24 protein-coding genes and 1 tRNA gene are annotated in these 24,336 nt (G+C 39.4%); 9 read left to right on the forward strand and 16 right to left on the reverse strand.

Annotated elements, in window-relative coordinates; all coding sequences use genetic code 11:
- Nucleotides 1-18 precede the first annotated feature (18 nt).
- From tpiA to codY, 9 genes are all read right to left on the reverse strand, one after another.
- Nucleotides 19-777, reverse strand: a complete 759-nt coding sequence (tpiA, locus tag SPPN_RS07620) for a triose-phosphate isomerase (RefSeq protein WP_000087892.1) — start codon at nt 775-777, stop codon at nt 19-21.
- Between the two features lie 97 nt (nt 778-874).
- Nucleotides 875-1,552, reverse strand: coding sequence for a DnaD domain-containing protein (locus tag SPPN_RS07625; protein WP_000221602.1), 678 nt, complete (start codon nt 1,550-1,552; stop codon nt 875-877).
- 8 nt (nt 1,553-1,560) lie between these two features.
- Nucleotides 1,561-2,505 (reverse strand): homoserine O-acetyltransferase MetA, encoded by a 945-nt coding sequence (gene metA / locus SPPN_RS07630; RefSeq protein WP_001122719.1) that lies wholly within the window; start codon nt 2,503-2,505, stop codon nt 1,561-1,563.
- A gap of 65 nt (nt 2,506-2,570) precedes the next feature.
- Nucleotides 2,571-2,741, reverse strand: a complete 171-nt coding sequence (locus SPPN_RS13985) for a hypothetical protein (RefSeq protein WP_050241508.1) — start codon at nt 2,739-2,741, stop codon at nt 2,571-2,573.
- 144 nt (nt 2,742-2,885) lie between these two features.
- The gene (locus SPPN_RS07640; RefSeq protein ID WP_001049318.1) at nt 2,886-3,398 is read right to left on the reverse strand and encodes an adenine phosphoribosyltransferase; all 513 of its coding nucleotides are present in this window, start codon (nt 3,396-3,398) and stop codon (nt 2,886-2,888) included.
- Between the two features lie 272 nt (nt 3,399-3,670).
- A complete protein-coding gene (locus SPPN_RS07645) occupies nt 3,671-4,801 on the reverse strand; it encodes an ABC transporter ATP-binding protein (protein ID WP_000229957.1) in 1,131 nt (376 codons plus the stop codon).
- Nucleotides 4,802-5,089: 288 nt separating this feature from the next.
- A tRNA-Leu gene (locus tag SPPN_RS07650) sits at nt 5,090-5,175 on the reverse strand.
- 80 nt (nt 5,176-5,255) lie between these two features.
- Complete coding sequence (locus SPPN_RS07655; protein ID WP_000158736.1) at nt 5,256-5,831, reverse strand: cysteine hydrolase family protein; 576 nt, start codon at nt 5,829-5,831, stop codon at nt 5,256-5,258.
- The gene (codY, locus tag SPPN_RS07660) at nt 5,831-6,619 is read right to left on the reverse strand and encodes a GTP-sensing pleiotropic transcriptional regulator CodY (protein WP_000940732.1); all 789 of its coding nucleotides are present in this window, start codon (nt 6,617-6,619) and stop codon (nt 5,831-5,833) included. Before codY ends, SPPN_RS07655 begins: the two co-directional genes overlap by 1 nt.
- Before the next feature lie 211 nt (nt 6,620-6,830).
- On the opposite strand from codY, the gene SPPN_RS07665 reads away from it, so the two are divergent.
- Nucleotides 6,831-7,997: an IS30 family transposase gene (locus SPPN_RS07665; RefSeq protein WP_000160552.1), complete on the forward strand. Its 1,167-nt coding sequence runs from the start codon at nt 6,831-6,833 to the stop codon at nt 7,995-7,997.
- A 420-nt stretch (nt 7,998-8,417) separates the two neighbouring features.
- On the opposite strand, the gene cshA is transcribed toward SPPN_RS07665, so the two are convergent.
- Nucleotides 8,418-9,992, reverse strand: a complete 1,575-nt coding sequence (gene cshA, locus SPPN_RS07670; protein ID WP_000671135.1) for a degradosome RNA helicase CshA — start codon at nt 9,990-9,992, stop codon at nt 8,418-8,420.
- A gap of 197 nt (nt 9,993-10,189) precedes the next feature.
- Entirely contained in the window at nt 10,190-11,416 is a 1,227-nt protein-coding gene (locus SPPN_RS07675) for an L-lactate MFS transporter (protein WP_000841581.1), read from the reverse strand.
- 193 nt (nt 11,417-11,609) lie between these two features.
- Here SPPN_RS07675 and SPPN_RS07680 point away from each other — a divergent pair, with 193 nt between their 5' ends.
- The 4 genes from SPPN_RS07680 (at nt 11,610) to SPPN_RS07695 (ending at nt 16,465) form a co-directional block, all read left to right on the forward strand.
- Complete coding sequence (locus SPPN_RS07680) at nt 11,610-12,926, forward strand: FAD-containing oxidoreductase (RefSeq protein WP_000958936.1); 1,317 nt, start codon at nt 11,610-11,612, stop codon at nt 12,924-12,926.
- Nucleotides 12,927-13,129: 203 nt separating this feature from the next.
- On the forward strand, nt 13,130-14,473 hold the full coding sequence (murT, locus tag SPPN_RS07685; RefSeq protein ID WP_001050254.1) for a lipid II isoglutaminyl synthase subunit MurT: 1,344 nt from the start codon (nt 13,130-13,132) through the stop codon (nt 14,471-14,473).
- Nucleotides 14,473-15,255, forward strand: coding sequence for a lipid II isoglutaminyl synthase subunit GatD (gene gatD, locus SPPN_RS07690; protein ID WP_000263180.1), 783 nt, complete (start codon nt 14,473-14,475; stop codon nt 15,253-15,255). Before murT ends, gatD begins: the two co-directional genes overlap by 1 nt.
- A 127-nt stretch (nt 15,256-15,382) precedes the next feature.
- Entirely contained in the window at nt 15,383-16,465 is a 1,083-nt protein-coding gene (locus SPPN_RS07695; RefSeq protein WP_000040910.1) for a M24 family metallopeptidase, read from the forward strand.
- Between the two features lie 18 nt (nt 16,466-16,483).
- Here the strand turns inward: SPPN_RS07695 and SPPN_RS07700 are convergent, their stop codons facing one another.
- Nucleotides 16,484-17,752 carry a GHKL domain-containing protein gene (locus tag SPPN_RS07700; RefSeq protein ID WP_000961371.1) on the reverse strand — a complete coding sequence of 423 codons (1,269 nt, stop codon included), beginning with the start codon at nt 17,750-17,752 and terminating at the stop codon, nt 16,484-16,486.
- The gene (locus tag SPPN_RS07705; RefSeq protein WP_000912214.1) at nt 17,752-18,459 is read right to left on the reverse strand and encodes a LytR/AlgR family response regulator transcription factor; all 708 of its coding nucleotides are present in this window, start codon (nt 18,457-18,459) and stop codon (nt 17,752-17,754) included. The genes SPPN_RS07700 and SPPN_RS07705 overlap by 1 nt, the downstream gene beginning before the upstream one ends.
- A gap of 440 nt (nt 18,460-18,899) precedes the next feature.
- On the opposite strand from SPPN_RS07705, the gene SPPN_RS07710 reads away from it, so the two are divergent.
- Genes SPPN_RS07710 through SPPN_RS07725 form a run of 4 tightly spaced genes read left to right on the forward strand, consistent with a single transcriptional unit; the run spans nt 18,900 to nt 22,187 of the window.
- Nucleotides 18,900-20,033 carry a ThiF family adenylyltransferase gene (locus SPPN_RS07710; protein ID WP_000675233.1) on the forward strand — a complete coding sequence of 378 codons (1,134 nt, stop codon included), beginning with the start codon at nt 18,900-18,902 and terminating at the stop codon, nt 20,031-20,033.
- A complete protein-coding gene (locus SPPN_RS07715; RefSeq protein ID WP_000205301.1) occupies nt 20,030-20,941 on the forward strand; it encodes an ABC transporter ATP-binding protein in 912 nt (303 codons plus the stop codon). The genes SPPN_RS07710 and SPPN_RS07715 overlap by 4 nt, the downstream gene beginning before the upstream one ends.
- A gap of 1 nt (nt 20,942) precedes the next feature.
- A complete protein-coding gene (locus tag SPPN_RS07720; protein WP_000191422.1) occupies nt 20,943-21,665 on the forward strand; it encodes an ABC transporter permease in 723 nt (240 codons plus the stop codon).
- 48 nt (nt 21,666-21,713) lie between these two features.
- On the forward strand, nt 21,714-22,187 hold the full coding sequence (locus SPPN_RS07725; protein WP_000155488.1) for a GNAT family N-acetyltransferase: 474 nt from the start codon (nt 21,714-21,716) through the stop codon (nt 22,185-22,187).
- Between the two features lie 146 nt (nt 22,188-22,333).
- Here the strand turns inward: SPPN_RS07725 and SPPN_RS07730 are convergent, their stop codons facing one another.
- From SPPN_RS07730 to truA, 3 genes are read right to left on the reverse strand one after another with little or no spacing between them, the layout of a single operon-like run.
- A complete protein-coding gene (locus SPPN_RS07730) occupies nt 22,334-22,795 on the reverse strand; it encodes an ECF transporter S component (RefSeq protein ID WP_000814970.1) in 462 nt (153 codons plus the stop codon).
- Nucleotides 22,773-23,546, reverse strand: coding sequence for a bifunctional hydroxymethylpyrimidine kinase/phosphomethylpyrimidine kinase (locus tag SPPN_RS07735; protein WP_000794755.1), 774 nt, complete (start codon nt 23,544-23,546; stop codon nt 22,773-22,775). The genes SPPN_RS07730 and SPPN_RS07735 overlap by 23 nt, the downstream gene beginning before the upstream one ends.
- Nucleotides 23,536-24,285 carry a tRNA pseudouridine(38-40) synthase TruA gene (gene truA / locus SPPN_RS07740; RefSeq protein ID WP_000199189.1) on the reverse strand — a complete coding sequence of 250 codons (750 nt, stop codon included), beginning with the start codon at nt 24,283-24,285 and terminating at the stop codon, nt 23,536-23,538. The genes SPPN_RS07735 and truA overlap by 11 nt, the downstream gene beginning before the upstream one ends.
- Nucleotides 24,286-24,336 lie beyond the last annotated feature (51 nt).

Here is a 24,336-nt window from a genome sequence, read left to right on the forward strand (position 1 = left end):
GCTTTTGCTACTTACTGATTATTTTACAAAGTCAAGCAAAGCCAAGAAGCTTTCAGCTTCAAGTGACGCACCACCTACAAGGGCACCGTCAACGTCTGGACAAGCCATGTATGAAGCAACGTTCTCAGGTTTAACAGAACCACCGTATTGAACACGAACTTTGTCTGCCACTTCTTGACCAAAGTCAGCAGCTACAACGTCACGAACAACTTTACACATTTTTTGTGCATCGTCTTGTGAAGCTGATTTACCAGTACCGATAGCCCAGATTGGCTCATAAGCGATAACTGATGCAGCAACTTGTTCAGCAGTCAATCCAGCCAATGCAGCAGATACTTGAGCACCTACGAATTCAGCAGCTTTACCAGCTTCGTAAGTTTCAAGTGACTCACCACAACAGATAATTGGAAGCATACCGTTTGCAAAGATTGCTTTTGCTTTTTTGTTGATATCTTCGTCAGTTTCATGGAAGTAGTCACGGCGTTCTGAGTGACCGATAACAACGTAGTCAGTACCGATTTCTTTCAAAACTTGTGGGCTAGTTTCACCAGTGAAAGCACCTGCATTTTCAAAGTAGCAGTTTTGAGCAGCAACTTTAAAGTTTGAACCTTTTGCAGCAGCAAGAACAGTTGTCAAATCAAGAGCTGGAGCAGCGATACCTGCTTCAACAAGATCTGATGAAGGAAGTTTTGATGCAACTGCTTCAACAAATGCTTTAGCTTCTTCTGGATTTTTGTTCATTTTCCAGTTACCAGCGATAAATGGTTTACGTGACATTTCACATACCTCTTTTTTCAATTTATTTTCTATTTATTTTATCACAATTAAACACAGCTTGCAAATCTTACTCGGATTTCAAGCCTGCTTGCATGGATTAATCCTTCCAGAGATCCATAGCATTTCTGAAATCTGCAGATACCTGTGTCAACTGAGGATTGCTTGCTTCTCTTTCTGCCCGCTTAGCCTCGATTTGAGCCACACTTTTGATACCTTCATGGCGCCAGTTTCTCAAAATCGCCTGAATGTACTTCCAGTTTGGTTTTCCATTTAAAACAGCTTCACGAAGAGCCTCCTTAATCAAGTCAGCACTGGTCCCATCTTCCTTTAGTGTCTTGGTCAAATCCTCAATCTCAAAAGGTGTCAACAAGCGTCCCAACTCCTGCTGGAAGGTTTCCACCAAATCCTTAAGCTGATTCTGAGGTGTCAACTGGTCTGAACTCGAAGCACTAGCTCCAAGCAAGTCATCCAAACGTTCCAAAGCCAAACTAGCATCAAAAAGCAATTCAATTTCGCCATTTAATTCGATAGTACGGTACTGAAGCAGTCCCCTCTCCGTCAGATTAGAGATGGACTGGTTGACATCCGAAATTTCCTTGCCAATCCTTTCAGCAATCTGGCTTGGTGACATTTCTTCTAAGCCTGTCGTATTTTGCAAATAGAAAAATTGCCAGACCAGAAAATCATCGCTGGAAGGAAAGAGTTCCTTAAAATGCAAGAGCAGGGTACTCGGTAAAACCAAGTTCCCTGATTTAAAAGCGTCTAAATATGTCATAATTCCTCTTATAAATACCCAAATGTAGATGCATCATCTTCTATTTTTCTCCAGTCAAAAGGCGTCTCCTGATAGACCGCATAGTTCACCCAGTTACTGAAAAAGAGGGCTGCCGATGAAGACCAACAAAGACAAGGGGTCTGATTAACATCATCATCCTTAAAATAATTTTCTGGAATATGAGGAGCTAAACCTGCATCACAATCTCTGAAATACTCTTTTGCCAAGGTATCACGGTCATATTCCAAATGCCCAAAACTATAAATTTCACGCAAATCCCGACTAGCCAAAATCGAAACCCCAACTTGAGGTCCCTCTGATAAAATCTCGAGATTGGTCTTATTCAGAATCTCTTCCTTAGAAATCTCCGTATGCCGTGAATGAGGAGAAACGTAGCTATCGTCAAAGCCTCTAAAGAGAAGGTGCCCTTCTTTTAAAGTGTCCTGAGGATAAATACCTGATAACTTACTGTCCATCTGGTATTTTTCCACTCCATAGCGTAGATAAAGCCCAGCCTGAGCCCCCCAGCAGATATGAAGGGTCGAATAGACATGAGTCTTAGACCACTCAAGCACCTGGCTAAATTCCTCCCAATAGTCCACTTCCTCAAATGGTAAATGCTCGACTGGAGCACCCGTGATAATCATCCCATCAAAATACTCATCCTTGACTTCAGGAAAAGTTTTATAAAAGGTCTCCATGTGCTCTGAACGAGTTGTTTTAGAACGATGACTCTCCATATAGAGAAAATCAATATCCAGTTGCAGGGGTGTATTGGCCAAATGGCGTAATAACTGGGTTTCTGTGACCATTTTCTGTGGCATGAGATTTAAAATTAAAATCTTCAAAGGGCGAATATCTTGGTGGGCAGCACGTTGATCATCCATGACAAAGATATTCTCTGTCCGTAAAATCTCAACAGCTGGTAATTTTTTATCAATTCGAATCGGCATAACCCTCTCCTAACTGTATTCTTTCAGGAATCATTGCATATGTTTGAAACTCTTCGAAAATCTCTTCAAATCGCGTCAACGTTACCTTGCCGTACGTATATGTTACTGACTTCATCAGTTCTATCTGCAACCTCAAAACAGTGTTTTGAGCTGACTTCGTCAGTTTTATCTGTAACCTCAAAGCTGTACTTTGAGCAGCTTACGGCTAGTTTCCTAGTTTGCTCTTTGATTTTCATTGAGTATGAAACTAAATCTCAAACACTTAGTCCTTTTATTATACTGCAAGAAGATATAGTTTTCAATTATAGTTTTTCTCTAACTAGCTATAGTCTATTTTTATATCCTAATGTAGAGAAAACAGCCCTAGGGACTGTTTTTCATTAATAATGCATCAAAACTTTGTAATCGTAGTCACCGATTTTTTCACGGCCGTTCAATTCATCCAATTCAACAAGGAAGGCACAACCTGCTACAACACCACCAAGTTTTTCAATCATCTCGATGGTTGCCTTAACAGTTCCACCTGTTGCCAAGAGGTCATCTACAATAAGAACACGTTGACCTGGCTTGATGGCATCCGCATGCATAGTCAAGGTATCAACACCGTACTCTTTTTCATAGTCAGCAGAAATGACTTCACGTGGTAATTTACCTGGCTTACGAACAGGGGCAAAACCAATTCCCAACTCAAAGGCAACTGGACAGCCCACGATAAATCCACGAGCCTCAGGCCCTACAATCATGTCTATTTTCTTGTCAGTAGCATACTGAACAATTTCACGAACAGCGTAGCTATATGCATTTCCATCAGCCATCAAAGGACTGATATCACGGAAGGTAATCCCTTCCTTTGGATAATTTTCAATTGTTGCAATGTAATCTTTTAAATTCATCTTTTTCTTTCTTTCAAAGTTTTTTACTCTCTATTATACCATACTTTCTAGTAAAGAAGAAAGAGAAAACAATATTTCATCTGCTAGTCACCCTATAAGGCAAATAAGATGACCATTTTTATTCAAAGGGTATCACAAGATAGATGCATAATATGACTTCCCTAGCAAAAAGGAGAGAAGCATTTTGTTTCTCTCCTTAGATTAACTGATATCTCTCCACTACAATTGATAAAGAGATATCTTTTCTTGTAGTGCTTTGAATTTTATTTATTTTAGTAGACTGTTTTTTCAGTTTCTACATCAAAGAAGTGTGCTTTGTTCAAGTCAAATCCAAGTTCAACTGTTGCACCTGTTTGCAAGTAGTCACGAGCATCAACTTTTGCAACAAATTCATCTTTACCAACTTGGCAGTAAAGGTGAGATTCTGAACCAAGCAGTTCTGATACAGAGATAGTCGCTTTTACAACACAGTCTGGGAATGTTTCAAGGAAAGCAGGTTCTGCATTCACGTCTTCTGGACGAATACCGAAGATCAATTCTTTACCTTCGTAGCCTTTTTCACGAAGAACTTTCAAAGCACCTTCTGGAACTTTCAAACGGAAACCATCAGAAATAATTTCACTTCCAACCAATTTCACATTGATGAAGTTCATAGCTGGGCTTCCGATGAATCCTGCTACGAATTTATTAACTGGGTTTTTGTAAACTTCTTGAGGAGTACCGATTTGTTCAACACGTCCGATAGTACCTGTACCAGCAGGGTTCTTAGTTGCTGACATGATAACGATACGGTCTGCAAGTGTCATCGCTTCTGTTTGGTCGTGAGTTACGTAGATAGTAGTAGCTCCGATACGACGGTGGATTTTCGCAATCTCAGCACGCATTGATACACGAAGTTTAGCATCCAAGTTTGACAAAGGTTCGTCCATCAAGAATACTTTTGCATCACGGACGATGGCACGACCCATGGCAACACGTTGACGTTGACCACCTGAAAGGTCAGCTGGTTTACGTTCCAAAAATTCTTTCAATCCAAGAATTTCAGCTGCTTCTTGCACACGTTTGTCGATGTCTTCTTTGCTGTATTTACGCAATTTCAAACCGAAAGCCATGTTGTCATAAACAGTCATGTGTGGGTAAAGAGCGTAGTTTTGGAATACCATGGCGATGTCACGGTCTTTTGGAGCTACGTCGTTGACAACCACGCCATCGATAGATGCAGTACCTTCTGTGATGTCTTCAAGACCAGCAATCATACGGAGTGTAGTTGATTTACCACATCCCGAAGGACCTACGAAAACGATAAATTCTTTATCTTTGATGTTCAAGTTGAAATCTTCAACTGAATAGTGTTCGCTGTTTGGATATTTTTTGTAAATATTTTTAAGATTTAATTCTACCATGAGGTGAACTCCTTTTGTCTTTTGATAATTATATTATAGATGAAAACGCTTTACATTTCTATGGCAAGGTGACCAAAAAAACAAAAAAGTTCTGTGCAACTTGCACAAAACTTTAGAGAATATCGGAGAATTTTAAGAAGATAATCTTTATTATTCTTCTATACAAAAGACAAAAGCAGAAACAAGGATTAGTTTTCCCATATTTTCGCTGATTCTCCACTACATTTGACTGGATTCTAATTTTTTAGAGAAATACAAAAGAGCTAGCCTAAGCTAACTCTTATCCTATGCGGAGAGAGGGACTTGAACCCTCACGACCTAAAGCGGTCACAGGATCCTTAGTCCTGCGCGTCTGCCAATTCCGCCATCCCCGCGTCGATTACTTTACTAGTATATCAACTTTTGGGATACTTGTCAACACTTTTTTTCAAAATTTTTCATTTCATCTACCAAATTACTCAGAAAGTTCATTTAGATTTTCATCTACCAACTTAGCTCCAAGTGTATTTTTGAAATGACCTAGGGCAAATTGATGATTTTCAGGCCAGATAGAAGCAACAGCTGGTTTAACAATCTCGATGTCATATCCTAGATTATAGGCATCTATAGCTGTATGCAGGACACAAATATCCGTCAAGACTCCTGTTAAAATAACTGTAGACACTCTACGCTCTCTCAAACGAATATCTAGGTCAGTCCCTGAAAAAGCTGAGTAATGGCGTTTATCCATCCAAAAGACACGACTGTCTGAACCATGCTCTTGATAAAAGATCCCCAAATCTCCATATAAATTCCGTCCACTAGTCCCAATCAGATTATGAGGCGGGAATAGTTTACTTTCTGGATGGAAACAATCGTTTTCTTCATGAGCATCGATAGTAAAGAAGATGTAATCTCCGCGTTCAAAAGCTAATCGAGTCACCTTGCTAATGGCTTCCGAAATAGCTTGAGCTGGAGCACCTGCTGTCAATTTACCACTGTCGGCAACAAAATCTTCTGTATAATCAATCGAAATCAAAGCTTTAGTCATTAGTAATCTCTTTTCTTCACTTCTTCAAAAATATCTGAAATCAAGACCTTAAGGTAGGTTCCCTTCATTCCAAGCGAGCGACTTTCAATAATCCCAGCGGACTCAAGTTTACGAAGGGCATTGACAATCACAGAGCGGGTAATTCCGATACGGTCTGCAATTACAGACGCAGTTAACTGCCCTTCATTTCCATTTAATTCCCCTAAAATTGCGGAAACTGCACGAAGTTCTGAGTAAGAAAGGGTATTAACCGCCATGGTAACAGCAGTACGGCGACGGATATTTTTCTCATCTTCTTCACGCTGGAAGTTAAGAAGCTGAATCCCAACAACGGTACTGGCAATCTCAACCAAAATCAAATCTTCATCTTCGAATTTTTTATCATTGCGCCAAATAATCAAAGAACCAAGGCGAATCCCCGATACATGAATCGGTGCAATAGTCGTCAAGCCATCTGGAAAATCATCTCTACTCTCAACAGGGAAAATACTCATATCATGCTCAACAGGCAAGTTTGCTTCTGTTTCGTAAATCATATTAGCCCCTTGAACGTAGTCATCTGGGAAAATCTTAGTTTGGAAGAATTGCTCTACGCGATCTGTATTTGTTTTATAACGCATAAAATAGCCAAGCAGACGTCCCTTACTATTGATAATGCAGGCATTGCAATGAATAATATCCGCTAACTGACGCGTAATAGCGTTGTAAGGCAGCTCATCCTGCAACTGCTCCTCTGAGCGCTTCAAAATTGATGTAATCTTTCTTGTTTTTTCTAATAAATGTGCCATTTTTCACCTCGAATTTAATCGCTATCATTATAACATAAAAACGTCTCTTTTTCAATAATTATCTGAAAATTCCTTATTGACTTGCAATTTTTAAAAACCTGTAACTTCTCAAAGTAACTTCCACTTGCCTGACCAAAGTGGAAATTAGTCTAAAACGGATTTTTATGGTGGAATTAAGTGTGAGACGTTTGAGTTAGAAACGAGGTCTACTATGACAAAACATAAACACCTTACCCTTTCAGACCGTAATGATATCCAATTAGGTTTAGAGCGCAGTGAAACCTTCAAAGCTATTGGACAATCCATTCTAAAAGACCCGACTACTGTTTCTAAAGAAGTCAAACGAAACAGACAAGTCCGAGAGTCTACATGCCATAACCTTCCTTGCCCTCTACTCGACAAAGCTCCCTTTGTCTGTAACGGCTGCCCTAAAAGAAGACAGAATTGTGGCTATAAGAAGATCTTCTACCTCGCTAAGCAAGCTCAAAAACAATACGAACAAACTCTTGGCGAAGCTCGTGAAGGAACTCCCCTCAATTCCAAGACCTTCTGGGACATGGACAAAGTCATTTCTGATGGGGTTAAAAAAGGACAACACATCTATCATATTCTCAAAACTCATAACCTTGATGTCAGCTCCTCAACTGTCTATCGACACATCCGAAAAGGGTACCTATCTATCGCTCCGATTGATCTTGCCAGAGCCGTTAAATTCAAAGAAAGACGAAAAAGTAAGCTACCTTCCATCCCTAAAGAAGCTAAAAAAGGCCGTTCCTATGAGGATTTCCAAAACTATTTAGCACTGAATCAACTAGACTCTTGGCTGGAAATGGACACAGTTATGGGGAGAATGGGAGGTAAAGTCCTACTCACCTTCAATCTATCTTTCTGTAACTTTATCTTCGCTAGACTTCTGGATAATAAAACTGCCCTTGAGGTTACCAAACATCTCTATGACATCAAGAACACTCTTCACCAAGCGGACAAAGATTTCTTCCAACTCTTCCCTGTCATTCTTACCGATAATGGTGGAGAGTTTGCCAGGGTTGATGACATCGAAATGGATGTGCGAGGAGAGAGTAAACTCTTCTTTTGTGACCCTAATCGCTCTGACCAGAAAGGGAGAATTGAGAAAAATCACACGCTGATTCGCGACATTCTACCTAAAGGAACTTCTTTTGACAATTTAACTCAAGAGGACATCAATCTCGTCTGCTCTCATGTCAACAGCGTCAAACGTGCTGCTTTGAATGGAAAGTCAGCTTATGAACTCTTTGCCTTTACTTATGGAGAAGAAATTCCTAAGCTTCTCGGCATTTCTAAAATACCTGCAGAAGACGTCTGTCAGTCTTCTAAATTACTCCAACATAAGTTCTAAAAACTAACCTAAAACCCTATTCAAACGTCTCACACTAACTTCCACCATAGCGGAACTTAATCTGAAACGCTTTCAGATAAGAGGATTTTGTGCGCTCTTTTTTTCGATTCATTTTGGCTACAAAAGCAATAAAATCAAGCATTAGTAAAACCAGTGGAACTTACCCTGACATGGATTTCCACTGGTTTTTACAATTTTTATCAGATTAACTTCCACTTCTACTAGCGGTGGAACTTAGTTTGGGAATTTACCATTTTTAAAAACCAGAATATTTTTAATTAAATTGTTCCTTTTCTATTGACAAGTTGCCTGTTTTTGTGTATCATAACATTATAAAAAGATAATACAACAATTTTATTTATCTTTTTTCACATTCGGTCTCCTTATATAAAAAAGCGATTCATTTTGAACCGCTTTTTCCTATTTATCGCCCTTGTTACGAATAACAAAGCCTGTTTGCTTTTCGCTTGAAGTAGTGCGTGGTTTTTTATTATCCTTACGGTAACGTTTTTCCTTATCAAAACGATCGTTGCCACGACTTCCTTTTTTGAAATCATCACGGCGGCCACCACGACGGTTGTCTCCACGGCGATTATCACGACGGTCATCTCCACGACGACCTCCCTTAGCTTTACCACCGAAGCCATTACCGGATGGTTTAAATGGCAGTGGTTTTTCACGCGCAATCTCCACTTCTGGAAGGCTATCTGGGTCTTGAACAGTCAGACTCAAAATATACATTGCCAATTCTTCTGGAGTAAATTCGGCAGCTAGTTTACGAGCATCCTTGCCAAATTTCTCAAAGTTGGCACGAATGGTTTCATCTGCAAAATCACGTTCGATTTTCTTAAGAGCTACTTGCTTTTTAGCTTGGAAGGCTTCTTCTGCACTTGCAGGTTTGAGACCTTTCATGCGTTTCTTAGTCAAGTTTTCAATGATTTGGAGGTAACCCATTTCATTTGGTGATACGAAAGTAATAGACTGACCTGACTTACCAGCACGACCTGTACGACCAATACGGTGAACATAACTTTCAGGATCTTGTGGAATATCGTAGTTATAGACATGAGTCACACCTGAAATATCCAAACCACGCGCAGCAACGTCTGTCGCAACCAAAACATCAAGATTGCCATTTTTAAAGTCACGAAGGACACGCAGACGTTTGTTTTGGTCCAGGTCACCATGAATTCCTTCGGCACGGAAACCACGGATTTTAAGACCACGAGTCAATTCATCTACACGGCGTTTAGTACGACCAAATACGATAGCAAGTTCTGGTTGTTCCACATCCATAAGACGAGTCATGGTATCAAATTTTTCTTGTTCCTTAACTCGGATATAGTACTGGTCAACCAATTCTGTTGTCAATTCCTTAGCCGCAATCTTCACATGCTCAGGTTCTTTCATAAACTGAACACCGATACGTTTGATAGCATCTGGCATAGTTGCTGAGAAAAGTAAGGTTTGACGGTTTTCAGGAACACGAGAAATGATGGCTTCGATATCTTCAAGGAAGCCCATGTTGAGCATTTCATCTGCTTCGTCAAGGATGAGAGTTTCAATATCTTGTAATTTCAAGGCCTTGCGTTTAATCAAGTCCAAGAGACGACCAGGTGTTCCCACCACGATATGGGCACCAGATTTAAGAGCCTTAATTTGTTTTTCAATGCTTGATCCGCCATATACTGAGCGAACTTTGACTCCCTTACTACGACCAAAGCGGAATAGTTCTTCTTGACTTTGGACAGCGAGTTCACGAGTTGGAGCGATGACCAAGGCTTGGATGGTCGCTTCTTCTGTACGGATTTTTTCAAGAGTAGGCAAGCCAAAAGCTGCAGTTTTTCCTGTACCAGTCTGAGCTTGACCGATAACGTCCTTGCCTTCAAGGACCAAAGGAATGGTTTGTTCTTGGATCGGACTGGCTTCTACAAAACCAGCTTTTTCAATCTCTGCTAGCAAATCAGCAGACAAGTTTAATTCATTAAATTTCACGTTATTCTTCTTTCTAAAGGTGGTGCGAAGCCACCCTATAGGGCTTAGTGTATACTTTTCTTTTTATGACGTATTTTCATATACTGGATACAAAATCGTGTTGCTTCTTTTCCACAAAAGAAAAGTACTGTTTTCTTTGCAACCCATCTAGTATAACACAAGACCAGAGCAAAAGATAGCCTAATTTCTCTAGAAAATCATGTAAGCGGTTTTTGGCTTTCCTTTTTGATGGAACGACCTAGATAATAAGACAAAGCCAAGGCGATACTATATAAAATGATAAAAACGAACAAGGTTTGTGTGTAAGAATGAGCCATTTTATAAGTCTCTGCTAATAAAATAGGTCCTGCTAAACCAGCCATTGCCCAAGCTGTTAAAATATAACCATGCAGAGCGGCCAATTCCTTGGTTCCAAAAATATCACTGAGATAAGCTGGAATCAATGAAAAACCAGCTCCATAGCAAGTCATCAAAATAGACATAGCGACTACAAATAAAACGGAATCTGTAAAGAGCCAAAGTGAGAGAGAAAAGAAAAGATTGACAAGCAGTAATATACTAAAGGTTAGGGGGCGACCGATATAGTCAGATAAGCTCGCCCAGAGCAAGCGACCAAATCCATTGAAAATCCCTAAAACGCCCACCATTACTGCTGCATGACTTGTAGACAAGCCAGCCATCTCCTGTGCCATTGGCGATGCCGCTGAAATTAAGCCTAAACCACAAGCTATGTTGATAAAGAAAATAATCCAAAGTATATAAAACCGATTGCTTTTCAGAGCCTGATTTGCAGCCATTCCTTGCGTCAAAGAGGCTGTTTTTTCTTTCCCTGAAGCAGATAAAATTGCAAGCTCTTGCTCATTTGGACGCTTAATGAATTGTGAAGCTAGGAGCATGATAATAAAGTAACTTGCACCTAAAATATAAAAAGTTTCTACAAGCCCTATCCCTGCGATGAGATGTTGCGCTATGGGACTAGTCAATAAAGAAGCAAAACCAAACCCCATAATCGCTAAACCTGTTGCGAGACCACGTTTATCAGGAAACCATTTTATAATCGTTGACACAGGGGTAATATAGCCTGCTCCCAAACCAAGCCCACCTAAAATGCCATAAGCGAGATACAACAACCACAGTTCCTGACGGTCTATTGCAAATCCTGTTAAGATATTTCCACCTGCGTATAGAAAAGCAGATAGACTCCCCATGACTCTCGGACCAAATTTTTCTACCAAACGCCCCATAAATGCAGCCGATAAGCCTAAACAAAAGATTGCTAGACTAAAGGCAAAGGCAACAGAAGCCTGATCCCATCCCGTTTTTTCAATAATAGGGTTACGATAAACACTCCAAGCATAAGTCGAACCCAGCATTAAGTGTAAAATGACCCCAGCAAAGGCAATAATATAACGATTCGATTTCATAAAACCTCCTATTTTCGAACATTTATTCTATCTTATATAAAAATAGATAGGATTTTAGTTTATCAAGCTTGTCAAAAAATTACTAGCTTTTTGTCTGGAAAGCGTTTTTATTTTTTTCTGTCTTTTTCGTAGCAGAATTGTGCAAAAGTTTTTTTCTTGTGCTAGAATGTAATTCGAATAGGAGGAACTCTAAATGTTAACTTATGATTTAATCGTTATCGGATTTGGTAAAGCTGGTAAAACACTAGCAGGTAAATTGGCTTCAGCTGGCAAAAAAGTTGCCCTCGTTGAACGTAGCAAAGCTATGTACGGTGGAACTTGTATCAACATCGGTTGTATCCCAACTAAAACTTTGTTAGTTGCTGCTGAGAAAGACTTATCTTTTGAAGAAGTCATTGCTACCAAAAACACTATCACTGGTCGCCTCAACGGTAAAAACTATGCGACTGTTGCTGGTACAGGCGTGGATATCTTTGATGCGGAAGCTCACTTCCTTTCAAATAAAGTCATTGAAATCCAAACTGGTGATGAAAAGAAAGAACTGACTGCTGAAATAATCGTCATCAACACTGGTGCTGTTTCAAACGTCTTGCCAATCCCTGGACTTGCTACAAGCAAAAATGTCTTTGACTCAACAGGTATCCAAAACTTGGACAAATTGCCTGAAAAACTTGGAGTCCTTGGTGGCGGAAATATCGGTCTTGAATTTGCTGGTCTTTACAACAAACTTGGAAGCAAGGTTACCGTCCTAGATGCCTTGGATACTTTCCTTCCTCGTGCAGAACCTTCCATCGCAGCTCTTGCTAAACAATACATGGAAGAAGACGGCATTGAATTGCTTCAAAACATCCGTACTACTGAAATCAAAAACGACGGTGACCAAGTGCTCGTCGTGACTGAAAACGAAACTTACCGTTTCGACGCCCTTCTTTACGCAACTGGACGCAAACCAAATGTAGAACCACTTCAACTTGAAAATACAGATATTGAACTAACTGAACGTGGTGCTATTAAAGTAGATAAACATTGTCAAACAAACGTTCCTGGTGTCTTTGCAGTTGGAGATGTCAACGGTGGACTTCAATTTACCTACATTTCACTTGATGACTTCCGTGTTGTTTACAGCTACCTTGCTGGAGATGGCAGCTACACACTTGAAGACCGTCTCAATGTACCAAACACCATGTTTATCACACCTGCCCTTTCACAAGTTGGTTTGACTGAAAGCCAAGCAGCTGATTTGAAACTTCCATACGCCGTTAAGGAAATTCCTGTTGCAGCCATGCCTCGTGGTCACGTAAACGGAGACCTTCGCGGAGCCTTCAAAGCTGTGGTTAATACTGAAACAAAAGAAATTCTTGGAGCAAGCATCTTCTCAGAAGGTTCTCAAGAAATCATCAACATCATCACTGTTGCTATGGACAACAAGATTCCTTACACTTACTTCACAAAACAAATCTTCACTCACCCAACCTTGGCTGAGAACTTGAATGACTTGTTTGCGATTTAAGTTGAGATTTAATCGTATCGAACAGCCCTCTGAGGGCTGTTTTCATTTCTGCGAAATCTCATACTCTTCGAAAATCTCTTCAAACCACGTCAGCTTCACCTTGCCGTACTCAAGTACAGCCTGCGGCTAGCTTCCTAGTTTGCTCTTTGATTTTCATTGAGTATCAAATCTGTCTTTTCTCTCTTTTATGATATAATAGAAACATGAACTTAAAAACTACTTTGGGCCTTCTTGCTGGGCGTTCTTCCTACTTCGTTTTAAGTCGTCTTGGACGTGGAAGTACGCTCCCAGGAAAACTTGCCCTTCAATTTGATAAAGATATTTTACAAAACCTAGCTAAGAACTACGAGATTGTCGTGGTCACTGGAACAAATGGAAAAACCCTAACAACTGCCCTCACTGTCGGCATTTTAAAAGAGGTTTATGGTCAAGTTCTGACCAACCCAAGCGGTGCCAACATGATTACAGGAATTGCGACAACCTTCTTAACAGCCAAATCTTCTAAAACTGGAAAAAATATTGCCGTTCTAGAAATCGATGAGGCCAGTCTATCTCGTATCTGTGACTATATCCAGCCAAGCCTTTTTGTCATCACCAATATCTTCCGTGACCAGATGGACCGCTATGGTGAGATTTACACAACTTACAAGATGATATTGGATGCCATTCGGAAAGTTCCAACTGCCACTGTTCTCCTTAATGGAGACAGTCCACTTTTCTACAAGCCAGCTATTCCAAATCCTATACAGTATTTTGGTTTTGACTTGGAGAAAGGCCCCGCCCAACTGGCTCACTACAATACCGAAGGGATTCTCTGCCCTGACTGTCAAGGCATCCTCAAATACGAGCATAATACCTATGCAAACTTGGGTGCCTATATCTGTGAAGGCTGCGGATGTAAACGTCCTGATCTCGACTATCGCTTGACAGAACTAGTTGAGTTGACCAACAATCGCTCTCGCTTTGTCATTGACGGACAAGAATACGGTATTCAAATCGGCGGGCTCTACAATATCTATAACGCTCTAGCTGCTGTGGCCATCGCCCGTTTCCTCGGTGCAGATTCGCAACTCATCAAGCAGGGATTTGACAAGAGCCGTGCAGTCTTTGGACGCCAAGAAACCTTCCATATCGGTGATAAGGAATGTACCCTCATCTTGATTAAAAATCCAGTCGGTGCGACCCAAGCTATCGAGATGATTAAACTAGCACCTTATCCATTTAGCCTATCTGTCCTCCTCAATGCCAACTATGCAGACGGTATTGATACTAGCTGGATCTGGGATGCTGATTTTGAACAAATCACTGACATGGACATCCCTGAAATCAACGCTGGCGGTGTTCGCCATTCTGAAATCGCTCGTCGTCTACGAGTAACAGGCTATCCAGCTGAGAAAATCACTGAAACAAGTAGTCTGGAGCAAGTTCTCAAGACCATTGAGAACCAAGACTGCAAGCATGCCTATATCCTGGCTACCTATACTGCTATGCTGGAATTCCGTGAACTGCTGGCTAGTCGTCAAATTGTTAGAAAGGAGATGAACTAATGGTTTATACTTCACTTTCCTCAAAAGCTGGCAATTACCCCTATCAGCTCAACATTGCCCACCTCTATGGAAACCTCATGAATACCTACGGGGACAATGGAAACATCCTCATGCTCAAGTATGTGGCTGAAAAACTGGGGACACATGTGACGGTTGACATCGTTTCTCTCCATGATGACTTTGATGAAAACCACTATGACATCGCCTTTTTCGGTGGCGGTCAAGACTTTGAACAAAGTATTATTGCAGACGATCTACCTGCTAAAAAAGAGAGCATTGACAACTACATCCAAAACGACGGTGTGGTTCTGGCTATCTGCGGTGGTTTCCAACTATTGGGTCAATATTATGTTGAAGCTTCAGGAAAACGTATTGAAGGGCTAGGGGTCATGGGACATTATACCCTCAACCAGACCAATAATCGCTTTATCGGGGACATCAAGATTCACAATGAAGATTTCAATGAAACCTACTATGGATTTGAAAATCACCAGGGCCGTACCTTCCTCTCTGATGACCAAAAACCACTGGGACAGGTTGTCTATGGAAATGGAAACAACGAAGAAAAGGTCGGCGAAGGGGTTCATTATAAGAATGTCTTTGGTTCCTACTTTCACGGGCCTATCCTCTCTCGTAATGCCAATCTAGCTTATCGCCTAGTCACTACAGCCCTCAAGAAGAAATATGGTCAGGACATCCAACTCCCTGCCTATGAGGACATTCTCAGCCAAGAAATCGCTGAGGAATACAGCGACGTCAAAAGCAAAGCTGACTTTTCTTAAACAAAGGAAAATGATATCAAAGAACTCTGTTATCTTGTCGGAGTTCTTTTTGTCTGTTCTTTTACCCTTCTCCCTTGCATTTTCTCTCATTTTTTGCCAAAATAGAGGGGTAGAAAGAAGGTAGCATATGTCTAAATTACAACAAATCCTAACATATCTTGAATCAGAAAAACTAGACGTCGCTGTCGTATCTGACCCCGTCACAATCAATTACCTCACTGGTTTTTACAGTGATCCCCATGAACGCCAAATGTTCCTCTTTGTCCTAGCGGATCAGGAACCTCTCCTCTTTGTCCCAGCTCTTGAAGTAGAACGTGCAAGTAGCACCGTTTCCTTCCCAGTAGTGGGCTATGTCGATTCTGAAAATCCATGGCAAAAAATCAAACATGCTCTTCCACAACTTGACTTCAAACGTGTCGCTGTTGAGTTTGACAATCTCATCTTGACCAAATACCATGGTTTGAAAACAGTTTTTGAAACTGCTGAGTTTGAAAACCTCACTCCTCGTATCCAACGCATGCGCCTCATCAAATCAGCTGATGAAGTACAAAAAATGATGGTTGCAGGTCTTTATGCTGACAAGGCTGTTCATGTTGGTTTTGACAATATTTCTCTTGATAAGACTGAGACAGATATCATCGCACAAATTGACTTTGCCATGAAACGTGAAGGTTACGAAATGAGCTTTGATACCATGGTCTTGACTGGTGATAATGCTGCGAATCCACACGGCATTCCAGCAGCTAATAAGGTTGAAAATGATGCTCTTCTCCTCTTTGACCTGGGTGTTCTGGTCAATGGCTATGCGTCAGATATGACTCGTACAGTCGCTGTCGGCAAACCAGACCAATTCAAGAAAGATATTTACAACTTGACTCTTGAAGCCCAACAAGCTGCTCTTGACTTTATCAAGCCAGGTGTGACTGCTCATGAAGTGGACCGCGCTGCCCGTGAGGTCATCGAAAAAGCTGGTTATGGTGAGTACTTCAACCACCGTCTTGGTCACGGTATCGGTATGGATGTCCACGAATTCCCATCTATCATGGAAGGAAACGACATGATCATCGAAGAAGGCATGTGCTTCTCTGTTGAACCAGGTATCTATATCCCGGGTAAAGTCGGTGTTCGTATTGAAGACTGCGGTGTTGTTACCAAGGATGGCTTCGACCTCTTTACAAGCACCAGCAAAGACTTGCTTTATTTTGATTAAGATAGCAACAAACCCTAGTTAGACAAGAAGAATCACTTCTGTTTTATGACGTCCATTCTGAATGAAATTCTTCATTGTTCCCCTATGATTGGTTACAAGTCTCTCAATATTTTTAAGCCCCCATCCCTCTGTCTGACGTTCCTTTCGTATTACCAATTCATTCTCATCAAATGAATTCTCGATAGCAATAAAGAGTTTCTTCTGAAAATATCGTATTCCTAAGATTAAGACCCTATCTTCTTTATTACTCAAGCGCATACAGGCTTCAAGACTATTGTCCAACAAATTACCAAGTAAAACCGCTAAAATATCTGGATTGATTTCTAATCGTTGAGGTACAAAACAATCAATTTCCAATTGTATGTCCTCTACCTTATCCTGTAATTTTTGATTGAGTAAAAAGTTAATTGTTGTATTCTTGGAGTAACAGACAGTTTGGTTCTCTATACTATTTGTCATGCTTTGGAGATAAGACTTCGCTTGTTCAGGATTTTCTTTTAAAAGTGCAAGGAGGATTAAATGTTGATTTTTCAAATCGTGTTGAATCCTTTGAATCCTCCTATAATCTTTTTTAGATTGTTTCATTTCTCTCAGTTGAAAGGTCATCTGTTCCGTCTCTAGTATGCTTTGATAATACCTCTGTTGTTGCTGAGAAAGATATAGGGTGAAATAGAGAGAAGAGAACGTTAACACAATGAGGGCTAATACAGAAACAAAAGAAAGATAATCCTTCTCAAACACTTGCCCTTGAATCGCTGATACTGTAAAAGCAAAACAAATGGACAAAAATGGTACAATAAACTGGTATAACCAAGTCCCTTTAGAAACAGTATAAACTAACTTTTGATGTGCACGAAAAAGTTGTCGAAGAACCAGGGTCACTAGCAATGATAAAAGAAAAGCTACAGCGAGATAAAAAAGCATGGCTATTAGATTTTCTGAAATGACTGATAAAGGGGAAAATAGTTGCACTGCTTGATTGAGTATAGTACCAGCTAGTAAAGTTAGACTCATCTGACAAAAAATCCAAAACGAAGATTCTTGAACAGCATATCCAAAATAAAGACCTAAAAAATAATACTCTGCGATACTGAGAATAAGATTCCCTACTAAGAAAAGATTAGCTCCTGAAAATAATATCGTCAACAAGGCATGGAAAAATAAAAGGAGAGAAGTAAAGATACAAATTCTCCTAGACTTTTCTTTTTGGGACAGAGGTCTATAAAAGAAAATAATTCCCAAAAATAAATCAAACAGAATACTCACAATCCGCAAACTGACTAACATTAAAAATTCCTCTCACTCAGATAATAATAATACTTTTCTCTAAAAGACGTTTGAAATTTTCGGCTAATTGGAAGGTGATTTTCATCCATTCCATTTAAAATTGTGACTATTTGCGAATCAAACTCTGTCACATATCTAGGATTGATAATATAGGAAGAATGAATTTGAATAAAGTAATCAGGTAATTTCTCTAAAATATCTTTCGTTTTAAGCAAAGCTTTGTAAGTCTGATCTTTAGTGTAAATAAAGACAGCACGCTTATCCTTTTCAAAAAATACAATGTCATTTAAAGGCAGTGAATAATGCTGCTTTCCAAAAGTAAACGTAAATACAGCTTGCCCTAAATTCAAAAAACGTACCACTCTATCCAGAGTTTTATATAATTTTTTAGAAGTCACTGGTTTAAGTAAATAATCAAAAGTCTGCACTTCAAAAACCTGCTCCATATAATCTCGATAACTGGTAACAAAGATAATCGGGATAAAAGGGTTTACCTTACGGATTTTTTGTGCCATATCAATTCCTGTTATCTGTGGCATCTCGATATCCAAAAAAACACAACTGTACTTCTCTGTCAATTGTTCTAATAGTTTTTGGGGATTCGTATAAACACTCGTTTCTATTTTGATGTCCTTATAAGATAAGAGTAAGTTTTCTAGCTGACTACCATCCCTATTAGAATCATCACAAATCGCAATTTTTAACATCAAATTCCTCACTACAAGCATGATTTTGCCAATTATAACGTCAAATACGTCAATTATGACATGCTGATAAAAAAATCGTTAATTTATTATACAATATTCTTATCAAATATGAAAGGAGTTACAAAAATGAAAAATATTCAAGTGCGTAAAGTTATTGCTAAAACTGATATTAGCTGGGGTGTTTTCTAAATTTTGGGCACCTCTAAAAACTACCGGTTTTCTATGTTTAGTAACCAGAAAAGGTTGAAAAATTAGCATTTTAAAATTGAGTTTTTAGAGGAGTTCTTTTCTATTTATTCCTACTGTTGGAATTGAGTAGATAGGTTCACCATTTTCTTTCTACTTATTTCCATTTGTAATAGGAACTGGGAGTTGCAAGACGAGGATATATGATTTATAATCACCTCGTCTTCCTTTTTTAATAAAATAGTGAGGTTAAAATGAAATTCTATCATCCAAGAATAAAAGAAATATATCCTGTTTATAAACTTCATAAAAATTTATTTAGGATTGGGCTACAAATTGGTATAACCACAGAAATTAAGGATGATAATAATAAAATGTGGAATTTAGTCAATATTTTGGACGGACGTCCTTTTCAAGATATTCTCAATATCATACTAACAAAATATGATGATTTAACTGAAGAAGACATCACAGGCGCTCTTGAACTCTTAGATAATGAGGGGGTTCTCGAAGAAGCGGGCGAAATTCAGGATATTAAAGAACGTTATCATTCAAATATATATTATTTCAGTCGCTATTTAAATAGCTTCCAAGATAGTATTGCAACACAGAAAAAAATTCATCAGTCTACTATCCTTTTACTAGGTCTTGGTGGTGGGGGTTCTAACATACTGACATTACTAGCAGGCTTGGGACCTAAAAAGATAAAAATAGTGGATTTTGACATTGTTGAGCAAAGTAATCTAGGAAGACAATTTCTATACAAGGAAGATGATATTGGCTTATCTAAAGTTCAAATTGCCCATAGAGAAGTTACAAAAATGAATTCCGATATTGAAGTAGAAACCCATAATATACGTATCACCTCTGTAAGTGACTTGATTCCTTTACTTGATGATGTTGATATTACGATATGTGTGATTGATGAACCTCAATATGATATTCAACGTATCGTAAATAAAGCAATCGTTACAAAAAATATTCCCTGTATATTTGGCGCCAGTCAAGTTAGTCGTGGTCGTGTCTATTCAGTTATCCCTTACCAAACAGGCTGTTTTGATTGTTTAAATATTTATTATACAAAAATTGACACTCTATTCCTTGAACAATTCCACGGTGTTCGTACGATTACAAAAACAATCCCTACAATAGCCTATGGTCCAGCAATATTTCAACTGACTTCTGCCATTGTTGATGAAACTATCCGATTATTAACTCAATATACGGAACCAATTAGCCTTAACCATCAATACGAAATCAATTATGAAAACGGAGCCTCATTCACACACGATTCTTGGGGACGCTATCTTGATGAATGTCCAACATGCGGCACAGGTAAAGAAGACGATTGGGAAATTTTTTCTAAGTACGGAGAATTAAAGTTATGACAACTGCAAAACTCGTAATTGATAATTTGACTAAATCTTTTGATGGTCAGCACTTAGCCAATAATCATATTTCCTTAGAAATATCACCAGCAAAAATCACGGCTTTTTTGGGACACAATGGAGCTGGAAAATCTACTCTATTGAATCAAATGATTGGTTTTACTAAACCTGACCAAGGAGATATTTTGTATGGTGATATTTCTTTTATATACAATCGTAAACAAGCACGCACCTTAATTAGTTATATGTCTCAACAATATGCCCCACTCGACAAATTAACCGTAGAACAAAATTTAGAAATACTTGGAAAAATGCGAGGATTGAGTTCCCAAGAACTAGAAAAAACAATCAGCCAGCTTCTCACTGATTTAGAAATTGAAGACTATCGTTACAAAAAAGGTAAGGATCTTTCGGGCGGTCTCAAAAGACTAACTTCCTTCGCTATGACACTAATCGGTAGCTCAGACATCATTCTTCTTGACGAACCAACAAATGATGTTGACCCCATTCGTCGTGAAAAGCAATGGCAATTATTGCAAAAGTTAGCTAGCAAGGGGCATACCATTATTATCGTTACTCATAATCTTCTGGAGGTTGAAAAATATGCAGATAATTACGCCCTCTTTAATAATGGTAGATTGCTCAAATCAGGAAAGGTTAAGCAAATCATCCATGACAAACTGTATCAGATAAGCTTTGATTTTAAGACTAAAAGTATATTAGACAAAATAGAAGATTATACAATTATCAATGGTGTTAGTTGTCAATTAGAGATTGAGGAAAGAAGTCTAGCTCCATTGATAGCACAACTGACAGAAGAACTTGGTCAAAAAACAATTTCCAATCTCTCTCTTCATCAAAAAACATTGACTATTTCTGACCTTTATAGAGAGGAGCTAACCAACTAATATGACTCAATTTTTTTACTTACTTCATTGGAACTACTTGCGCCAAAAAGAGCTTTTCATCCTTTTTACACTAGCACAGCTCCTCTTATCCATTTCTCTTCTTTTTGGCTACCCTCTAGTTATTGGCGATATCGATTCGACTACTGCCTACTATCTTTCGTCTGGTTCTGTTTTAATTGGAATTATCTCCATGGGTTGTACAATTTCCTCCCCTGTTATAGCAAATGATAAGTTGGAAGGGCATTTTGATTATATTCGTGCCTTACCCATCCCTAGGATATTCATTTCTCTCGCTGACTTGTGGATGTGGTTAATTGCCATTTTGCCGGGAGTTTTTATTTCTATTCTACTTGGGTATGTCCGTTTTTCTGTTCGTCTCCATCCATCTTTTCTTGGTGTTTTTATTGTGCTTCTGATTTGTCTTACTATGATTAGTCTGGGATTTGCTATAGCCTACACCTTTTCTCCAAATACAGTAACCCTTATGTCGCAGCTAATTCTTATGATTGGACTCATGTTCTCACCACTCATGTATCCTGCAGATCGACTACCTGAGTGGGTAAACCATCTTTACCGTGCCCTCCCTTTCGTCCCTTCCTCAAATCTTCTGCGAGCCAGCCTTTACGACTACGGAAATGTTTCTCTATTGGACATGAGTATTCTCATTCTTTGGATTATGTCAACACAGTTAATTATTTTAAGAACTCTTCATAAAGAAAAATGATTGCTCCTAAAGCTTTTCTTATAGACTAAGCCAATAAAAAGAACCTTCATGACTATTCGAAAAGCTAAACAAGAAGATATTCCTAAATTACTCGATTTATTACAACAAATCCTTACGCTTCACCACCAAGCTCGACCAGATATTTTTAAGCAAACTGGGACTAAATATAGTTCCTCTGAGTTGCAAAATATTCTCTCTCAAGAACATACCCCTATTTTTGTTTTTGAAGATGAGAAGGGACAAGTTCTCGGACACCTATTTTGTACCATAAAAGATAAAACAGATAATCCTGTTCTCCAAGAAATCAAAACCCTTTTTATCAAAGATTTATGTGTAGATCAAAATGCTCGTGGTCAAAAAATTGGTGATCAACTCTATCAATTCGCTCTCAATTATGCTAAAGAAATTGGCTGCCATAATCTAACCCTAAGTGTCTGGAATGATAACGAGGGTGCTCTCCGCTTTTATCAAAGACAAGGGATGAAACCCCAAGAAACAACAATGGAAATGATAATTGATTAAGAAGTAATCTATAAAAAGATGTTAGAAAAAGTTCAATTTCACTAGAAAATGAGGAAAATCTTCCCACAATAAAACGCATAGTATCAAGCTTTTCAAACCTGATACTATGCGTTTTTCTTATTTGAAAGACTTTTGACTCAGCCTCTTTACTTAATCTTCTTGATACTTTGACTAAGAATAAATCCTACAATCATCCCTACCATATTTTGCATGAAATTTGGTAAAATTTCTGGTAGGGCTGCTGCCCAGCCATTCATCAATGTAGAACCCAAGGCGTAACCCCCTACCATGGCAATCGTTGCTAAGATAAGGCCTAACCACTGAGTTTTTCCTTTAAATCCTGCGAAAAATCCCTGCAAGCCATGGTTGACCAAGCTAAAGAACATCCACTGAGGATAGCCTGATAAGAGGTCAATCAAGAAACCTGCTAGTCCTCCGACTACAGCTCCTTCACGACTACCAAAGTAAAAGGCCGCAAAGAAAACACCCGCATCTAAAAGAGTTAGAATACCTGTCGGTGTTGGAATTTTTAAGAAATAGCCTAGAACCACAGAAAGGGCGGTTAAGAGGGATACAAGGGCGATTTTAGTTGTTTTGGTTTGCTTCATATTGTCTTACTCCATACTGATCTGCTTGTGCAATGGCACGGTAAACGAAAGCCTTTGAGCTTTCTACTGCTGGTAAAAGTTCATCACCTTTGACTAGATGACTGGCAATGCTGGAAGCAAAGGTACAACCTGCACCAGCATTTTGCCCTTGAATGACAGGATTTTCTAGAACTGTAAAGTTTTGTCCATCATAAAAGACATCCACAGCCTTGTCCTGACTAAGGCGATTGCCTCCCTTAATAATGACTGCTGGCGCTCCTAAATCATGCAATTTCTGCGCTGCAGTTTTCATGTCTTCCAAGGTTTTGATTTCTTGACCAGCTAATAATTCTGCTTCTGGGAGGTTAGGCGTAATCACACTGACATAAGGGAAAAAGCGAATCAACTCTTGGCAAAGTTCACTAACTGCTACGTCGTGCGTTTCCTTGCAGACCAAGACAGGGTCCAATACCACAGGCACTCCTGGGCGTTTCTTGATAAAGTCCAATGCCTTCTCAGCCACACTGACAGTAGGGAGAAGACCAATCTTAATTCCCCCAAACGCCACATCACGCAAGCTATCCAATTCATGTTGAAAAATGGTATCGTCAGTTGGAAAGACTTCAAATCCTTTTTCTGTCAAGGCTGTCAAACAAGTCACTGCTACAAAGCCATGCAAGCCGTTCAAAGTATAGGTAGCCAAATCAGCTGACAGGCCACCACCACTAAAAATATCATTTCCAGAAAGTGCTAAAATACGATTATTCTTCATAACGAATCTCCTTTAAATATAAACCATTTGGTGCTGCAGTGGGACCTGCAAGCTGCCTGTCCTTTTTCTCCAAGATGAGGTCAATCTGCTCTACTGGCATACGCTTGTTGCCGATTTTGAGCAGTGTCCCCACCATATTGCGAATCTGTTTATACAAGAAACCATTTCCTGAAAAGGTAAAAGTCAAAAACTGGCCTGTCTCATCAACCCTAAGACTGGCTTCTGTAATAGTGCGAACCTTATCCTCTACACTAGTCCCAGAGGCTGTAAAGCCAGTGAAATCATGGGTTCCTTCTAGCTTTTTGACGGCCTCCTGCATCCTCTCCACATCAAGTGGGTAAGGGAAGTGGGTGGCATAGTGACGGCGCATGGGATTTTTGGGACGTCCTCCATCCACGATAAACTCATAGGTCTTGCTATGCTTAGCATAACGGCAATGAAAATCATCCGCTACCAGATCAATCGAAATCACATCAATATCTTCAGGGGACTGGGTGTCCAAGGCAAAGCGAAGTTTTTCCTCATCCATTTGATAGGGCAAGTCAAAATGAAGCACCTGTCCCAGAGCATGAACCCCACTATCTGTCCTACCAGCACCGTGAACAGTAATAGCTTGCCCTTTATTTAACCTGGTCAAGGTTTTTTCAATTTCTTCCTGAACGCTACGCGCATGAGGCTGGCGCTGAAAGCCAGCAAAGGCATAACCATCATAGGAAATAGTTGCTTTATATCTCGTCATAACCTCTATTTTATCAAGAAATTAGTCTGTAAACAAGGACCTAAAACAAAT

This window comes from Streptococcus pseudopneumoniae IS7493 (assembly GCF_000221985.1).
Lineage (GTDB): Bacteria > Bacillota > Bacilli > Lactobacillales > Streptococcaceae > Streptococcus > Streptococcus pseudopneumoniae.

What these genes read in the sequence shown, in the direction of transcription:
- murT (WP_001050254.1), top strand. Translation starts at nt 13,130, where the DNA reads ATGAACTTAAAAACTACTTTGGGCCTTCTTGCTGGGCGTTCTTCCTAC.
- truA (WP_000199189.1), bottom strand. Translation starts at nt 24,285, where the DNA reads ATGACGAGATATAAAGCAACTATTTCCTATGATGGTTATGCCTTTGCT.
- SPPN_RS07710 (WP_000675233.1), top strand. Translation starts at nt 18,900, where the DNA reads ATGAAATTCTATCATCCAAGAATAAAAGAAATATATCCTGTTTATAAA.
- SPPN_RS07705 (WP_000912214.1), bottom strand. Translation starts at nt 18,459, where the DNA reads ATGTTAAAAATTGCGATTTGTGATGATTCTAATAGGGATGGTAGTCAG.
- SPPN_RS07640 (WP_001049318.1), bottom strand. Translation starts at nt 3,398, where the DNA reads ATGAATTTAAAAGATTACATTGCAACAATTGAAAATTATCCAAAGGAA.
- SPPN_RS13985 (WP_050241508.1), bottom strand. Translation starts at nt 2,741, where the DNA reads ATGAAAATCAAAGAGCAAACTAGGAAACTAGCCGTAAGCTGCTCAAAG.
- tpiA (WP_000087892.1), bottom strand. Translation starts at nt 777, where the DNA reads ATGTCACGTAAACCATTTATCGCTGGTAACTGGAAAATGAACAAAAAT.
- SPPN_RS07725 (WP_000155488.1), top strand. Translation starts at nt 21,714, where the DNA reads ATGACTATTCGAAAAGCTAAACAAGAAGATATTCCTAAATTACTCGAT.
- metA (WP_001122719.1), bottom strand. Translation starts at nt 2,505, where the DNA reads ATGCCGATTCGAATTGATAAAAAATTACCAGCTGTTGAGATTTTACGG.
- SPPN_RS07625 (WP_000221602.1), bottom strand. Translation starts at nt 1,552, where the DNA reads ATGACATATTTAGACGCTTTTAAATCAGGGAACTTGGTTTTACCGAGT.
- SPPN_RS07675 (WP_000841581.1), bottom strand. Translation starts at nt 11,416, where the DNA reads ATGAAATCGAATCGTTATATTATTGCCTTTGCTGGGGTCATTTTACAC.
- SPPN_RS07665 (WP_000160552.1), top strand. Translation starts at nt 6,831, where the DNA reads ATGACAAAACATAAACACCTTACCCTTTCAGACCGTAATGATATCCAA.
- SPPN_RS07720 (WP_000191422.1), top strand. Translation starts at nt 20,943, where the DNA reads ATGACTCAATTTTTTTACTTACTTCATTGGAACTACTTGCGCCAAAAA.
- SPPN_RS07700 (WP_000961371.1), bottom strand. Translation starts at nt 17,752, where the DNA reads ATGTTAGTCAGTTTGCGGATTGTGAGTATTCTGTTTGATTTATTTTTG.
- SPPN_RS07735 (WP_000794755.1), bottom strand. Translation starts at nt 23,546, where the DNA reads ATGAAGAATAATCGTATTTTAGCACTTTCTGGAAATGATATTTTTAGT.
- gatD (WP_000263180.1), top strand. Translation starts at nt 14,473, where the DNA reads ATGGTTTATACTTCACTTTCCTCAAAAGCTGGCAATTACCCCTATCAG.
- SPPN_RS07645 (WP_000229957.1), bottom strand. Translation starts at nt 4,801, where the DNA reads ATGGTAGAATTAAATCTTAAAAATATTTACAAAAAATATCCAAACAGC.
- SPPN_RS07655 (WP_000158736.1), bottom strand. Translation starts at nt 5,831, where the DNA reads ATGACTAAAGCTTTGATTTCGATTGATTATACAGAAGATTTTGTTGCC.
- SPPN_RS07695 (WP_000040910.1), top strand. Translation starts at nt 15,383, where the DNA reads ATGTCTAAATTACAACAAATCCTAACATATCTTGAATCAGAAAAACTA.
- codY (WP_000940732.1), bottom strand. Translation starts at nt 6,619, where the DNA reads ATGGCACATTTATTAGAAAAAACAAGAAAGATTACATCAATTTTGAAG.
- SPPN_RS07680 (WP_000958936.1), top strand. Translation starts at nt 11,610, where the DNA reads ATGTTAACTTATGATTTAATCGTTATCGGATTTGGTAAAGCTGGTAAA.
- SPPN_RS07715 (WP_000205301.1), top strand. Translation starts at nt 20,030, where the DNA reads ATGACAACTGCAAAACTCGTAATTGATAATTTGACTAAATCTTTTGAT.
- SPPN_RS07730 (WP_000814970.1), bottom strand. Translation starts at nt 22,795, where the DNA reads ATGAAGCAAACCAAAACAACTAAAATCGCCCTTGTATCCCTCTTAACC.